The sequence below is a fragment of the Flavobacterium sp. YO64 genome (assembly GCF_004119505.1).
Lineage (GTDB): Bacteria > Bacteroidota > Bacteroidia > Flavobacteriales > Flavobacteriaceae > Flavobacterium > Flavobacterium oncorhynchi.
On sequence record NZ_NRQV01000036.1, the window covers coordinates 22,855 to 36,427 of the forward strand.

The 13,573-nt window shown below is 32.8% G+C and carries 15 protein-coding genes and 1 riboswitch; of the genes, 13 read left to right on the forward strand and 2 right to left on the reverse strand.

Annotated features, from left to right (window positions below):
• Positions 1 to 28: 28 nt before the first annotated feature.
• Positions 29 to 1,075, reverse strand: coding sequence for an ABC transporter substrate-binding protein (locus BOW57_RS18320; protein WP_241687474.1), 1,047 nt, complete (start codon positions 1,073 to 1,075; stop codon positions 29 to 31).
• A 192-nt stretch (positions 1,076 to 1,267) separates the two neighbouring features.
• On the opposite strand from BOW57_RS18320, the gene BOW57_RS18325 reads away from it, so the two are divergent.
• The 8 genes from BOW57_RS18325 to BOW57_RS18360 all read left to right on the forward strand — a co-directional run bounded on the left by BOW57_RS18325 (position 1,268) and on the right by BOW57_RS18360 (position 9,236).
• On the forward strand, positions 1,268 to 1,630 hold the full coding sequence (locus BOW57_RS18325; RefSeq protein ID WP_129056354.1) for a DUF5522 domain-containing protein: 363 nt from the start codon (positions 1,268 to 1,270) through the stop codon (positions 1,628 to 1,630).
• Between the two features lie 72 nt (positions 1,631 to 1,702).
• A complete protein-coding gene (gene cobU / locus BOW57_RS18330) occupies positions 1,703 to 2,212 on the forward strand; it encodes a bifunctional adenosylcobinamide kinase/adenosylcobinamide-phosphate guanylyltransferase (RefSeq protein WP_129056356.1) in 510 nt (169 codons plus the stop codon).
• Positions 2,213 to 2,338: 126 nt separating this feature from the next.
• Positions 2,339 to 4,021 (forward strand): nicotinate-nucleotide--dimethylbenzimidazole phosphoribosyltransferase, encoded by a 1,683-nt coding sequence (cobT, locus tag BOW57_RS18335; protein ID WP_129056358.1) that lies wholly within the window; start codon positions 2,339 to 2,341, stop codon positions 4,019 to 4,021.
• A gap of 72 nt (positions 4,022 to 4,093) precedes the next feature.
• The gene (locus BOW57_RS18340) at positions 4,094 to 4,534 is read left to right on the forward strand and encodes a transposase (protein WP_129056360.1); all 441 of its coding nucleotides are present in this window, start codon (positions 4,094 to 4,096) and stop codon (positions 4,532 to 4,534) included.
• Positions 4,535 to 4,718: 184 nt separating this feature from the next.
• Positions 4,719 to 5,510, forward strand: coding sequence for an adenosylcobinamide-GDP ribazoletransferase (locus BOW57_RS18345; RefSeq protein WP_129056362.1), 792 nt, complete (start codon positions 4,719 to 4,721; stop codon positions 5,508 to 5,510).
• Positions 5,495 to 6,031: an alpha-ribazole phosphatase gene (gene cobC, locus BOW57_RS18350; RefSeq protein WP_129056364.1), complete on the forward strand. Its 537-nt coding sequence runs from the start codon at positions 5,495 to 5,497 to the stop codon at positions 6,029 to 6,031. Before BOW57_RS18345 ends, cobC begins: the two co-directional genes overlap by 16 nt.
• A 66-nt stretch (positions 6,032 to 6,097) precedes the next feature.
• A riboswitch (cobalamin riboswitch) is annotated at positions 6,098 to 6,303 on the forward strand.
• A gap of 27 nt (positions 6,304 to 6,330) precedes the next feature.
• Complete coding sequence (locus BOW57_RS18355) at positions 6,331 to 8,184, forward strand: TonB-dependent siderophore receptor (protein ID WP_129056366.1); 1,854 nt, start codon at positions 6,331 to 6,333, stop codon at positions 8,182 to 8,184.
• Positions 8,185 to 8,189: 5 nt separating this feature from the next.
• Entirely contained in the window at positions 8,190 to 9,236 is a 1,047-nt protein-coding gene (locus BOW57_RS18360; RefSeq protein WP_129056368.1) for a YncE family protein, read from the forward strand.
• A 74-nt stretch (positions 9,237 to 9,310) separates the two neighbouring features.
• On the opposite strand, the gene BOW57_RS18365 is transcribed toward BOW57_RS18360, so the two are convergent.
• On the reverse strand, positions 9,311 to 10,783 hold the full coding sequence (locus BOW57_RS18365) for a S41 family peptidase (RefSeq protein ID WP_129056370.1): 1,473 nt from the start codon (positions 10,781 to 10,783) through the stop codon (positions 9,311 to 9,313).
• Positions 10,784 to 10,940: 157 nt separating this feature from the next.
• On the opposite strand from BOW57_RS18365, the gene BOW57_RS18370 reads away from it, so the two are divergent.
• The 5 genes from BOW57_RS18370 (at position 10,941) to yiaA (ending at position 13,544) form a co-directional block, all read left to right on the forward strand.
• Positions 10,941 to 11,450 carry an RNA polymerase sigma factor gene (locus BOW57_RS18370; RefSeq protein ID WP_129023548.1) on the forward strand — a complete coding sequence of 170 codons (510 nt, stop codon included), beginning with the start codon at positions 10,941 to 10,943 and terminating at the stop codon, positions 11,448 to 11,450.
• On the forward strand, positions 11,437 to 11,898 hold the full coding sequence (locus BOW57_RS18375) for a hypothetical protein (RefSeq protein WP_089054172.1): 462 nt from the start codon (positions 11,437 to 11,439) through the stop codon (positions 11,896 to 11,898). The genes BOW57_RS18370 and BOW57_RS18375 overlap by 14 nt, the downstream gene beginning before the upstream one ends.
• Before the next feature lie 16 nt (positions 11,899 to 11,914).
• Positions 11,915 to 12,442 (forward strand): DUF4252 domain-containing protein, encoded by a 528-nt coding sequence (locus BOW57_RS18380; protein WP_129056372.1) that lies wholly within the window; start codon positions 11,915 to 11,917, stop codon positions 12,440 to 12,442.
• 2 nt (positions 12,443 to 12,444) lie between these two features.
• Positions 12,445 to 12,981 (forward strand): DUF4252 domain-containing protein, encoded by a 537-nt coding sequence (locus BOW57_RS18385; RefSeq protein WP_129056374.1) that lies wholly within the window; start codon positions 12,445 to 12,447, stop codon positions 12,979 to 12,981.
• 164 nt (positions 12,982 to 13,145) lie between these two features.
• Positions 13,146 to 13,544, forward strand: coding sequence for an inner membrane protein YiaA (gene yiaA, locus BOW57_RS18390; RefSeq protein WP_089054169.1), 399 nt, complete (start codon positions 13,146 to 13,148; stop codon positions 13,542 to 13,544).
• The last annotated feature ends 29 nt before the right edge of the window (positions 13,545 to 13,573 follow it).

Consider the following 13,573-nt stretch of genomic DNA (forward strand, 5'->3'; position numbering starts at 1 on the left):
TATTTCGCGTTTTATTTATCAATTGATCTTAGTTTAATTTAGATGCAAAAGTAAACTCGTAACTTGGCAATAAATCAGGATGAAAAATTTTGATATAGTCTTTTAAGACTAAATCTGGACGACTTGGAGCCAATTCATAATAAACAGTACCTCCTGTTGCTCCAAATTTACCTTCAAATGTGTACACATTTTTATTTTTAAAAGCATCAAACTGACTGTAATGCGGATTTGTTTTTGCTATTTCATCTAAGCTTTTAAAAGATCCTGAAGCTATCCAAAAATCAGCCCTTTTAGCTTTTACTAATATCTTTTCAAAAGACAAACCTTCGCTTCCGGTTCCTTTTAGATCTGACCATAAATAATTGGCATGAGCATCTTTCATAAATTGAGCAACCCAGCTGTTTCCTTTGGCCACATACCAAACATCCTCGTACATCGAACCATATAAAACTGTTGAAGATGCAGGTTTATCTGCCACCAATTTTTTAGCTTGATTATAGCTCTCTACAATTTTATCAAACAATTCTTTGGCTTTTTCTTCTTTACCAAATAAAGCTCCGTACAACTTAATCCATTCTGCTTTTCCAAGTGGAGACTGTTCCATCCAATCTGCTTGAATAAAAACATTTAGACCGCTTTTCTTTAAATTATCTAACATCGGATTATTGTTGTCTACCCCAAACGTTACGATCAAATCCGGTGCTAATTCGATTAATTGTTCAATATTTAATTTTTCATTCTGACCTACATTTTTTACCGAACCTTTATCAATTAAGGCTCTTGTTTTTTCTGATGAAACATAATCTGTGTGTGGAAAACCAACCAGTTTATTTTCGACTTCAAGCATTTCTAAAAATGGTACATTAGTAGTTGAAGTAACCACAATGGACTCTAAGGGCACTTTTATAGTTGTGTAAGTTGCCAAACTATCTGGAACCTTTGCATCTTTTTCTTTTAAAATGTATTTGAAATTTTTATTAGCGTTAGGCCACGGTTCCATAACCGTAACAACCGAATATCCATCATATTTAACAATCGAAAGACCTGAAGCAAACTCAATACTATTTTTTTGCACTTTCAGATTTTGCAATCTCAACTGTTTCAGTCTTCTTACATCCTGTTAGAATAAAAAAAGAGAAAATAAAAATTAACTTAGGGAATAAATATTTCATGTTTTACGTTTTGGATAGGGACAAAGGTAAACCATTTTCTATTTTTTTTGTTTATTTTTATTCCTACAAAATTCAACAAACTGTATCTTTACACTATGAATACCACAAAAACAAAAGTTTGCTCGAGCTGTGAAACTCAATTCAGCTGTGGAGATATTTCGGTTGAAAACAAATGCTGGTGCAATGATTTTCCGCCTATTTTTAATCTTTCTGAAGGAGGCGATTGTTTATGCCCAGTTTGTTTTAAAGAAGCTTGCGAAGACAAAATCGACGCTTACATAGAAACATTGACTCCCGAAAAAGCACTTAAAAATAAAGCCGCAACCCTTCCTAAAACAGAAAACTTAATTGAAGGCATCGATTATTATATTGAAAATGGCAATTATGTTTTCAAGTCTTGGTTTCATCTCAAAAGAGGAAGCTGTTGCGGAAACGACTGCAGACATTGCCCTTATTAAAAGTTTTGAATTATGAATCGCTAAGTAACTTATAGCCATAACTCACAACACATAACTCCAAACTAACAAAAAATGATTTACTTGATAACCGGCGGCGAACGCTCAGGAAAAAGCGGATATGCCCAATCTCTGGCTTTACAACTTACAAACAATCCTATTTATGTGGCTACAGCTCGAAAATGGGATTCCGATTTTCAAAATCGGATAGACCGTCATCAAAAAGATCGTGACGAACGTTGGACTAATATTGAAGAAGAAAAATACTTAAGTAAAATTGATTTTTCGGGCAAAGTTGCTCTAATCGACTGCGTAACACTTTGGTTGACCAATTTTTTTGTAGATCATAAAAATGATGTCAATTTAAGTTTAGAAGAAGCTAAAAAAGAGTTTCTTTTGTTGGCCGAACAAAAAAACACATCACTTATTATTGTTACAAACGAGATTGGAATGGGCGTTCATGCTTCTACCGAAATTGGACGAAAGTTTACTGAACTGCAAGGCTGGATGAATCAATTTTTGGCATCAAAAGCTGATGAAGTTGTTTTAATGGTTTCTGGGATTCCTGTCAAAATCAAAGGATAAAATTCTATTCTTTAAAAGGAAATTCTAAAATTAAAATTCCAAATTCCAACACTATGCCCTACCTTTACTTACATATTCAAATTTCAGTTGCATTGAAATTTGGAGTTAAAAAATTGGAATTAGAAAATGAGTTATTTAGATGATATTTTAAAATCACGTCGTGACACAAGGCATTTTACGACAGACGAAGTTCCCGATGAAGTAATTCAGAAAGCTTTGCAAGCTGGACATTGGGCGCCTTCTGTTGGGCTGACTGATGCAACAAGATATTATATCATTAAATCTAAAGAAGTTAAAACCGCAATAAAAGAACTTTTTTTAGATTATAACAAAAAAGCCGAAGAACTAACTGATAATCCTGAGCAAAAAGAACTTTACAGATCCTTAAAACTAGAAGCAATTGAAGAAGCTCCTTTAGGACTTATTATTGCTTATGATCGTTCTGTTCTTAATCAATTTACGATTGGAACAATTGGAAGTAACGAAGCTGTAAAATTCAGCTCAGTTTGTGCTGCCCAGAACATTTGGCTTTCACTTACTGAACAAGGCTATGGAATGGGCTGGGTTTCAATTATCAATTATTATCAATTTAAAAAAATCCTTGATTTACCAGAGAATATAGAACCGCTTGGGTATTTCTGTATCGGCAAACCAGCAACAAATTATAACAATCAGCCAATGTTGCAGCAATTACATTGGAAACAAAAATCTGAAACCCCGTTTTGTACTGAAATCGATAAAATACAGAAATCAAATTTTATTGATTTAGATTTAAAACAACAAAGTGATACTGAGATTAACAAGGATTTCAGCTCACTTCTTCAAGATAAAATAGATTCAAAAACAAAACCTATTGGCGCTTTAGGAACTTTAGAAACCTTAGCTTTTCAAATGGCAACTGTTTATGAAACCTTAAATCCAAAAATAACAAATCCTGCTATAGTGGTTTTTGCAGCTGATCACGGCATTGCAAATCATGGTGTCAGCGCTTATCCGCAAGATGTTACTCGCCAAATGGTTACTAATTTTCTGGAAGGCGGAGCCGCAATCAATGTTTTCTGCAGTCAAAATAATATTGATTTGTCTATTGTAGATTCAGGTGTAAATTATGATTTTCCCACAAATGCTAAATTGATAAATGCTAAAATTACAAAAGGAACTCAATCTTTTCTTCATGTTCCAGCGATGAGTGAAACCGAACTACAATTGTGTCTTGAAAAAGGAAAATCGATTGTTGATACGATTGCCAAAACAGGTACAAATTGTATAGGTTTTGGTGAAATGGGAATTGGAAACACTTCGACTGCATCTGTATTAATGAGCCTTTTAACTAATTTACCAATTGAAGATTGTGTTGGAAAAGGAACTGGTGTTGAAGACGAAAAGCTAATTCAAAAACAAAATTTGCTCAAAAGCGCCATTCAAAATTATTCTGGTCAAGCCGATTTAAAACAGCAGCTGGCTTATTTTGGCGGTTTTGAAATTTTACAAATTGCCGGCGGAATGCTCGCTGCTTATAAAAACAAAATGCTTATTCTGGTTGATGGCTTTATTTGCAGCATGGCTTTTTTAATAGCTTCAAAAATAAATCCTGACATCAAACACAATGCTGTTTTCTGCCACTGCTCTGCCGAAAAAGCACATATAAAATTACTAGATTACCTTAATGCAAAACCTATTTTAAATCTAGATTTGCGCTTGGGCGAAGGAACCGGCTGCGCTGTTGCTTTTCCGATTTTAAAATCGGCGGAAGCATTTTTAAATGAAATGGCTAGTTTTGAAAGTGCAGGGATCAGCAATAAATCGTAAGAAATAGCTTTCAATTTTAAATCATAGTTTATATCTTTGAGTTACAGATTGAAATTATTTAAAAAATCATACATGCCTTTTACTAAAATTTATGTTCATTGTGTTTGGAGTACTAAAAATAGGTTTCCTTTTTTAAACTCAGTTGATCTACGCCAAAAAATCTGGCAGCACATAAAAGAGAATGCATTAAAAAAAGAAATATATCTTGACTTTATTAGCGGATATTCAGATCATTGTCACTGCCTAATTTCATTAGGAAATGATCAAACAATTCAGAAAACAATACAATTATTAAAAGGCGAATCTTCATATTGGATTAATAAAAACCAATTAACGAGCTGTAAATTTGAATGGCAAGACGAATATTTTGCAGTTTCGGTATCAGAGTCTATTGTTGATAAAGTGAGAGATTACATTAAAAATCAAGAAGAGCATCACAAAAAGAAAACATTTCAAGAAGAATATGATGAAATGATGATGAAATTTGGATTTCAAAAAGCAATAAGTAAATAGCGTTTGGCTAAAGCCCTTGTAACTTTAATTTTTTACCCCCAGATAAATCTGGAGGCTATTCAAATGGACTGGTTAAACTCAACGATACAAAATACTCTCAATATAAATTTGAATAGCCAACATCTTTAGATGTTGGTATATATTTGCAGTCTAAATGGGCTTTAGCCAAAAATCTACAATCTAAATGAAAAAAGAATTACATATTTTCTTTACCTGTTTAATGTTTTATACTAGAATTCCTTGTCCAAAAAACATCAATCATGATCCAGATTATTTAAATAAAGCAACTCGATATTTTCCATTTATCGGTTGGATTGTAGGAACAATTTCATTTACTGCTTTCTATATTTTTTCTCTTTTCCTATCAACAGAAACGGCAGTTATTTTTGCCATCATAACTTCTGTACTGACAACTGGAGCTTTTCACGAAGATGGATTTGCTGATGTCTGCGATGGATTTGGCGGAGGATGGACTAAAGAAAAAATCCTAATGATTATGAAAGACAGCGCAATTGGAGCTTACGGAGCAATTGGCTTGGTTTTGCTTTTTCTAGCAAAATATAAATTACTGACGGAATCAATTTCACTTTTTACAAACAGCAATTCTTATTTATTAGTTTTTCTGTTGTTTATTTCCGCTCATTCTGTAAGTCGTTTGGCCGCGATTAGTATTATTTTCACGCATGAATATTCTCGAGACGATGCTTCAAGCAAAAGTAAACCAATTGCAAAAAATCATAGCTGGAAAGAAATTTTCGGGTCTTTTTTCTTCGGATTGCTTCCTTTATTGATACTCTCCTATTTCAACTTTAAATTTCTGCTTGCCTTAATTCCTGTTTTTATTATGCGTTATTTCCTTGCGAAATATTTCCAAAAATGGATAGACGGCTATACGGGGGACTGTCTTGGCGCAACGCAGCAAGTTTGTGAAGTTGTTTATTACTTAAGCTTTCTTTTGATATGGAAATTTATTTAGTTCGTCATACAGAAACGGTCTGCGAAAAAGGAATCTGCTACGGGCAATCTGATGTAGATATTGCAGCACCTTTTGAAACAATATTCGAAAACATTGTTTCAAAATTACCCTCAGAAGCTGTGATTTTTACAAGTCCATTAAAACGCTGTGTTACTTTAGCAAAATACATTCAAACAAAAATCAACGCCATTTCATATCAAGAAGACGTGCGTTTAATGGAAATGAATTTTGGGGATTGGGAATTGAAAAACTGGAATGAAATTCCACCAAAACAACTAAATCCCTGGATGGAAGATTTTGTAAACGTTAAAGCTCAAAATGGTGAGTCATTTACAGCATTACACGAAAGAGTTGGAGATTTTATAGCCACACTTACATCAAAAAAAATAAATTCTCCAATTATTATTACGGCACATGCCGGTGTAATTAGAAGTATCTTATGCCACCAGACTTCACTACCGCTAAAGGATGCTTTTCAAAACAAAGTTGACTTTGGAGAGGTTATAAAAATCGAATTTTAAAGTCCTTTTGTTTGCAGTTTACCCCGAAAACTAAAACAAATTTGAATTATCATTATTTTTAACTTTATATTTGCAGCAAATTAAGGTTGTGTTTTTATTCTAACACATTAAAAGGGAATCAAGTAAAAATTCTTGAGCTGTACCCGCAACTGTAAGCTTTGTTCTAAAAAGAATGCTTGTTGTAAACTACAAAACCACTGCTCGCCCCGGCGAATGGGAAGGTAAACAACAAGACGCAAGCCAGGAGACCTGCCTTTATAACAAAATATCGAGCTCTCGGGAAAAAGAGTGTAGAAATTATGACTTTAAAAATACGTTTTGCTTGCCTTTTCTTATTGTTGTGTCAAAGTATTTTGGCGCAAAAAGATTCTATTAACAACCTGAAAGAGGTTCTGGTTTCTGATGCTAATCTAAAAAAATACTCCAACTCCCAATCGGTTTTAAAACTTAATGATTCCATTATAAGTAAAAATGAAGCTTTACTTACTGATTTATTAAATTTTAATTCTACTCTTTATTTTAAAGAATATGGACGTGGAATGCTTTCGACAGTTTCTTTTCGAGGCACTACTTCTTCGCAGACTGCAGTAATCTGGAACGGAATTAATATTAATTCTCAAATGAACGGAAGTACTGATTTCAACACCATTTCTGGTTCCGATTATAATTCTGTCAGCGTAAAAGCAGGCGGAGGAAGTGTTATTTACGGCAGCGGCGCAATTGGAGGAACGGTGCATTTAAATAATGACATGAGTTTTTATAAGCTTTTTGAAAATAATCTAAGACTAGATTATGGAAGCTTCAACACGATTGGAATCAATTATAAAACTAATATTTCTAACGAAAAATGGAGCGCTCAAATTGGTTTTTCTAAAAACAGCTCGACAAACGATTATAAATATTTAAATCGATATACTTGGAGAGGTGAACAGCGCTGGAACCAAAACGGACAATACGACGTTATTACAATGAATGCTAATTTGGGATATAAAATTAATGCTAAAAACAGCTTAAAATTATATACTCAAACTTCAAATACTGATCGAAATACTTCTTTAATTACTGAAACGGAAACTAAAAGCAAGTATGTAAATGGTTTCAATAGAAACTTATTAGAATACGACGGTAATTTTGGAAAACTAACTGCAAATTTCAAAACGGCGTATATTTTTGAAAACTATCAGTATTATGCTGATAATTCAAAAAATCAATATACATACGGAAAAACGGAAAGTTTTATTTCTAAAGCTGATTTAGGTTACACTTTATTTAAGTCGACTCAGATAAATGGAATCATAGATTATAACCGAACAAAAGGTTTCGGAAGTGGTTTTGGAGATAACACTAGAGAAATTGGTTCGGCTGCTTTACTTATAAAACAAGATTTCTCGACTGACTGGAAAAATGAATTTGGGATTCGAAAAGAATTTACAGACAATTACAAATCACCTGTTTTGTTTAATCTTGGATCTTCTTATCAGTTTAACAAATTGTACAATTTAAAACTGAATTTATCTCGAAACTTCAGAATCCCAACTTTTAATGATTTATATTGGGAAGAAGGCGGAAATCCCGATTTAAAACCAGAAAGCTCTTATCAGGCAGAAATTGGAAACGTTTTTACCTTTAAAAACATTTCGTTGACACAGACTTTTTATTACATCAAAATTAAAGATTTACTGCAATGGGTTCCGGGTTCAAATGGTATTTGGACACCTCAAAATAGAGATAAGGTTAATAGTTATGGTGCCGAAACTTTGTTGAGCTGGAAAAAACAGTATGGCAAAAATATTTTTGGTGCAAATGCTTCTTATGCTTACACTGTTTCTAAAGACGAAGAAACAAAAAAACAGCTTTTCTTTGTTCCGTTTAATAAAGTTACAGGTTCCGTTTCTTATTCTAGAAATAGAATCTCTGCTTATTATCAATTTTTATATAATGGATTTGTTTATACCAGAGCAGATAACAATCCAGACGAAATCATAAAAGATTATACGTTATCCAATATCGGAATCGATTATGATTTTAAATTTCTTGACTCCTTTAAACTTGGCGTTCAAGTATTAAATATCTTCAACGAAAATTATGAAAGTCTTGAAGACAGACCTATGCCGGGTCGAAATTTCAACATGTATTTAACTCTAAAATTTTAATATTTATGAAACTTAGCAAATTACTTTTAATAGCACTAAGTGTATCCTTATTTGTGTCTTGTTCTAATGACGATGATGACCAGCCAAAAGGAGAATACGACAACGGATTTTTCATTTTAAATGAAGGAAGTACAGGACAAGGAACTGTTTCTTTTTCTAGCGATAATTTTAGCCTTTTTACAAAAGACGCTTATACTGCAGCAAACGGTTCAGATTTACTTGGAAAATATGCTCAAAACATTTTCTTTAACGGAGACAGAGCTTACATCATTGCTGGTGGTTCAAATGTTATAAATGTAGTAAACAGATATACTTTTAAATTGATCGCTAAAATCGACAGCGGACTTGCTAATCCAAGATACGGTGTTGTGAAAGACGGAAAGGCTTACGTTACTAATGCAAACACTTACTCGTACATTAATCCAGCTACAGGTGATACTGACGATTATGTTGCTGTAATTGATTTAGCAACAAATAAGGTAGAATCAAAAATCGAATTGAATGCTACTGCAAACAGACTTATTCTTGAAAATGGTAAATTGTACATTACTGAACCAGACGCAAGCGACAAACTTTTGATTGTTAATATTGCTACTAAAACTGTAGAAGCTCCAATAGTAATTGGAACAAGCGCTGATTCAATTGAAGAGGAAAATGGTATCCTGTACATCTTAAGAGCACCTTGGGGTGGAGCAAGCAGCGAAATTGTAAAAGTAAAATTAGCAGACAAATCTGTTACTAAACTTCCATTTCCTGCAAGCTTAGAAAAAGCTGGATATTTAGATATTTCTGACGACAAAATTTATTATACTGTAAAAAGCTCAGTTTATGTTATAAACGCTTCTGCAACTGCAGTTTCTTCAACTCCAATTTTCAATGCTCCTTCAGTTGCTAACTTATACGGTTTTGCAGTTAAAGATGGTAAAGTTTATTTGGCTGACAGCGGTAACTACAAAGTAGACAGTAAAGCATACATCTATAACTTGAGCGGAAATTTACTAAAAGAATTAACAGTTGGTATTGCTCCAAATGGTTTCTATTTTAATGATTAATTCTTTTAGAATTTGTTATTAGTTTTTGGAAAAAAATAGGCTTTCATCTCTGAAAGCCTATTTTTTTTCTTCTATTATTTTAAAGTCCTCATAAATTCTTTTGGAACATTCTCTAAATACATTTCATTTCGAAGTCCATTTATTTTTTTAGAATTACTGATTTCAGGTAAAACAACATCTTGTTCTGTTTGAACTTTTTTGGCAGTTGCTCCTGTTATTTTAGAAATCGCCAGATTCAAAAGCGGTTCGCTGCTTTCTCCCAAAACACCATATGTTTTAAAAGACTCACGTTGTTCATATGTTGGAGGTAATCCTTGTGTATAATCTCCAAAATCAGCAGCATTAGCAATTTTAAAAACCAATGGCTGCATAGCATATCTATGATTTGGATTCACCTTTGCCTTTGTTAAAGTTGGAGAATCATAAACTGTAAACGAACCCACATTTTTACCTGTAGTAATTTCACCAACTTGAATAACTTCAATATAGGGCTTTAGTCCGTTTATAACCAATTCACTTGCAGATGCTGTATTTGCGGTAGTGATAATAAATACTCTCGCCAAGTTTAAACTATTTATTGCGGCACCGTCAATACTTTTTACAAATCTTTCATTCAACAACTCTAAATCATCGGCTGTCATTCCAGCCATCAATTTAAAATTATATTGTCTTTTCGAAAATATTTTCCCTTCAAACTGTCCGGTAATCATGCTGGCTAAACGTGTAGACGATCTTACAGAACCTCCGCCGTTATATCTTAAATCCAAAACTAAATCAGTAATTCCTTTTCCTTTTAAATCCCCAAAAGCTTGATTTAACCTGGCATCATACCCTGCATAAAAACCATTATACATTAAATATCCTATTTTGTGCTCTCCAGACTCAATCACCTTATTAATAAGAATAGGATTTTCTTCTAAAGTAGTCTTAGATAAGGAAACCGTTTTTCCATTCAATACAAATGCAGTTCCATTAAAATCAGCAAGATCTAAAGTATAATTATCAGTATTTAATAACGATTGGTAATTTGAAATCGTAAGTTTTGTTCCGTTTATACTCGTAAACAAATCTCCTCTTTTGATATCTTTAGTCGATGCATTAGAATTAGGAATAACATAACGAACATAGCCTACTAAATCATTCGATCCCTGAGCAATTCTAGTAAGCTTAAAATCTAAACCATTATTTTTTGAAATCCCGTTAAGCTCCTGTTCTAAAACAGTATAATCATCAACAATCCAGCTAAAACGATCTATTGCATTACCATTTGGGTATTTGCTAATTGGTTTATTCAGTAAATCCTGAAATAAATCTTCAGGTCTTGGATACCCCGCTAAATAATTCTCTAAGTCTGCTTTTGTGGAAAAACGGTCATCAGCTAAATTTGGCACATCAGCCTGCCATAAATAAACTTCATTCAGTCCTCTCCATACAAAATCATTAACTTGTAAATGAGATGGAGACATAACATCGTCCTGATCTTCACAAGACTGCAAAGAAAATGCTAACATACACAAGAGAAGTGCTGACCTTAGAATTGTTTTCATAAATTTTGGTTTCGGCATCATTATAGAATACTAACGTAAAAATACTATCTTTAGTTTTAAGTAGTATTCTTTTTTTATAAAAAAAATACAAAGTCATTGTAACAAAAATAATTGTGTCTCGTCTTGATTATATAAGCTAACGAATAACCTTTAATTTATGAACCAGAATGTGTTTATAGAATTAGTAAATCCTTTTAAAGACAAAGTTTTTCGTCTGGCAAAACGATTGCTTACCAGCACCGAAGAAGCAGAAGATGCTGCTCAGGAGGTATTGGTCAAATTATGGAATAAAAAAGACGATTTAAGTGCTTATAATAATGTTGAAGCGTTGGCAATGACAATGACTAAAAATTATTGTCTTGATCAGTTAAAATCAAAAAGAGCTGGAAATCTAAAAATTGTTCATAATAATTTTACCGATCGTGAGCCGCAATTGGATAAAAAACTGGAAGATTCAGACAGTTTAGAATGGGTTGAAAAGATAGTAAATCAGCTCCCTGAACAATTGCAAATACTAATTCAATTGCGAGATGTCGAGCAATATGAATTTGAAGAAATTGCAAAAATTGTCAACATGAATGAAACGGCGATTCGGGTAGCACTTTCAAGAGCAAGAAAAAAAATTAGAGAAGAAATGATTAACACACACAGTTATGGAATCAGATAAAATAGAACATATATTAGAAAAATACTTCGAGGGAGAGACAACTATTGCCGAAGAAAATCAGTTAAAAGAATACTTTTCATCATCAAATGTTGCGCAGCATTTGGAGCAATACAAACCACTTTTTGGTTATTTCTCTCAGGTAAAACAGCAAAAATCAACACAAGAGATCCCACTACAAACTAAAAAACGAAATGTTGCGTGGTTATCGATTGCTGCTTCAGCTGTTGTTTTACTCGGAATTGGAACCTATTTTTTTGTAAGTGAAAACAATGCAGCTCCAGTAGTTGCAGCACAATCAGAATTAGGAACCTATGATAATCCGGAAGAAGCGCTGAAAGCGACTCAAAAAGCTTTGGCATTATTATCAAACAATGTTAATGTAGGTATCGAAAGCGTACAATACATTAACGAATACGAACAATCAAAAAACAAAATTTTTAAACAGTAATTAAATTCAATCAAAAATGAAAAATCTTATCATAACACTAGTATTCGCCTTTGTAACAAATGTATTTTATGCTCAAGGCGCTTTTGACAAATTTGATGGTCAGGACGATGTTACGTCAGTAATCGTAAACAAAAAAATGTTCGATTTAATGAGCAAAGTAAAAGCTGACCCAACTGACAAACAAACACAACAATACATTAATCTGATTAAAAAATTAGATTATTTGAAAGTGTTTACAACAAAAAATCCTAAAATCGAGGCTGACATGAAAGCTTCTGCTGATAAATATATTAAAACAGCAGGTCTGGAAGAACTTATGAGAGTAAACGACAGCGGAAAAAATGTACGCATAATGGTAAAATCAGGTGCCAGCGATACGCAAATTAGAGAATTACTTATGTTTGTTGACGGGGCAAAAAATGACGAAACTGTTTTACTTTCTTTAACTGGAAATTTTGATTTAAACGAAATTTCAGTACTTACAGACAAAATGCAGCTTCCAGGCGGTTCAGACTTAAAAAAAGCTTCTAAAGGCAAAAAATAATCATGAAAACAAACGTTTTTACCTCAGCCCTTTTAGTATTACTAACTTTAGTAAGTTGTAATTCTGAACCTTCATTGCAAAAGTATTTTGTACAAAATACAGACAATAAAGATTTCATTGCTCTTGATGTTTCTCCTACTATTTTAAATTTAGAAAAAGCAAAATTATCCGCCGAGCAAAATGAAGCTTTAAAGTCATTTGACAAGATGAATATTCTAGCTTTTAAAGCAAACGACAAAAATCAAGCTCAATTTGAAACAGAAAGAGCAAAAGTCAAAGCTATTTTAAAGGATCCAAAATATCAGCAGTTAATGACGTTTGGCTCAGGTAAAGACGGCGCTTCTATAAGTTATGTTGGCACGGATGAAAACATCGAAGAGTTTGTTGTTTTCGCTAATCGAAAAGAAAATGGTTTTGCTGTAGTTCGTGTTCTAGGAAAAAACATGAATCCAAATAACATCATGACTTTAATGACTGTTTTAAAACAATCAAATATCGATATGGAACAATTAAAACCTTTACAGCAGTTGGTTAAATAATAAATACATCTTACTTTAAAAATAAAAAGCTCCATTATGGGGCTTTTTTATTTTTAACAATTATGAAGATAAAACTGAATAATCTTTATATACATTTTTACATATATTATACGAATTTAATTACATTTGCTACTAACCAATACATTTAATAAATTAAAACAAACATGGTACAAAAAACATCGAATGCCTTTATAGCGGCATCTTGGGTAGCTCTTGGAGCTGGAATGATTGGATATATTGTTGGACTAGCAAGAGCTGAAATGCTGCTAAACGAAAAGGGTTATTATTTTACAGTTCTAATGTTTGGACTTTTTGCTGTTGTTTCACTACAAAAAAGTGTTAGAGACAGACTTGAAAAACTTCCTGTAACCGATATCTATTATGGAATCTGCTGGTTTGGAACTCTTTTATCAATCGTTCTTTTAGCCGTTGGTTTATGGAACGCGACAATTTTACCAAGCGAAAAAGGTTTCTATGCATTTGCCTTCTTATTAGCATTGTTTGGAGCAATCTCTGTTCAAAAAAACACTCGAGACAATATGAGTTTTAGCGAAAATGAATAAACTTAGACCTAACTAAAAGCAAAAAAAAG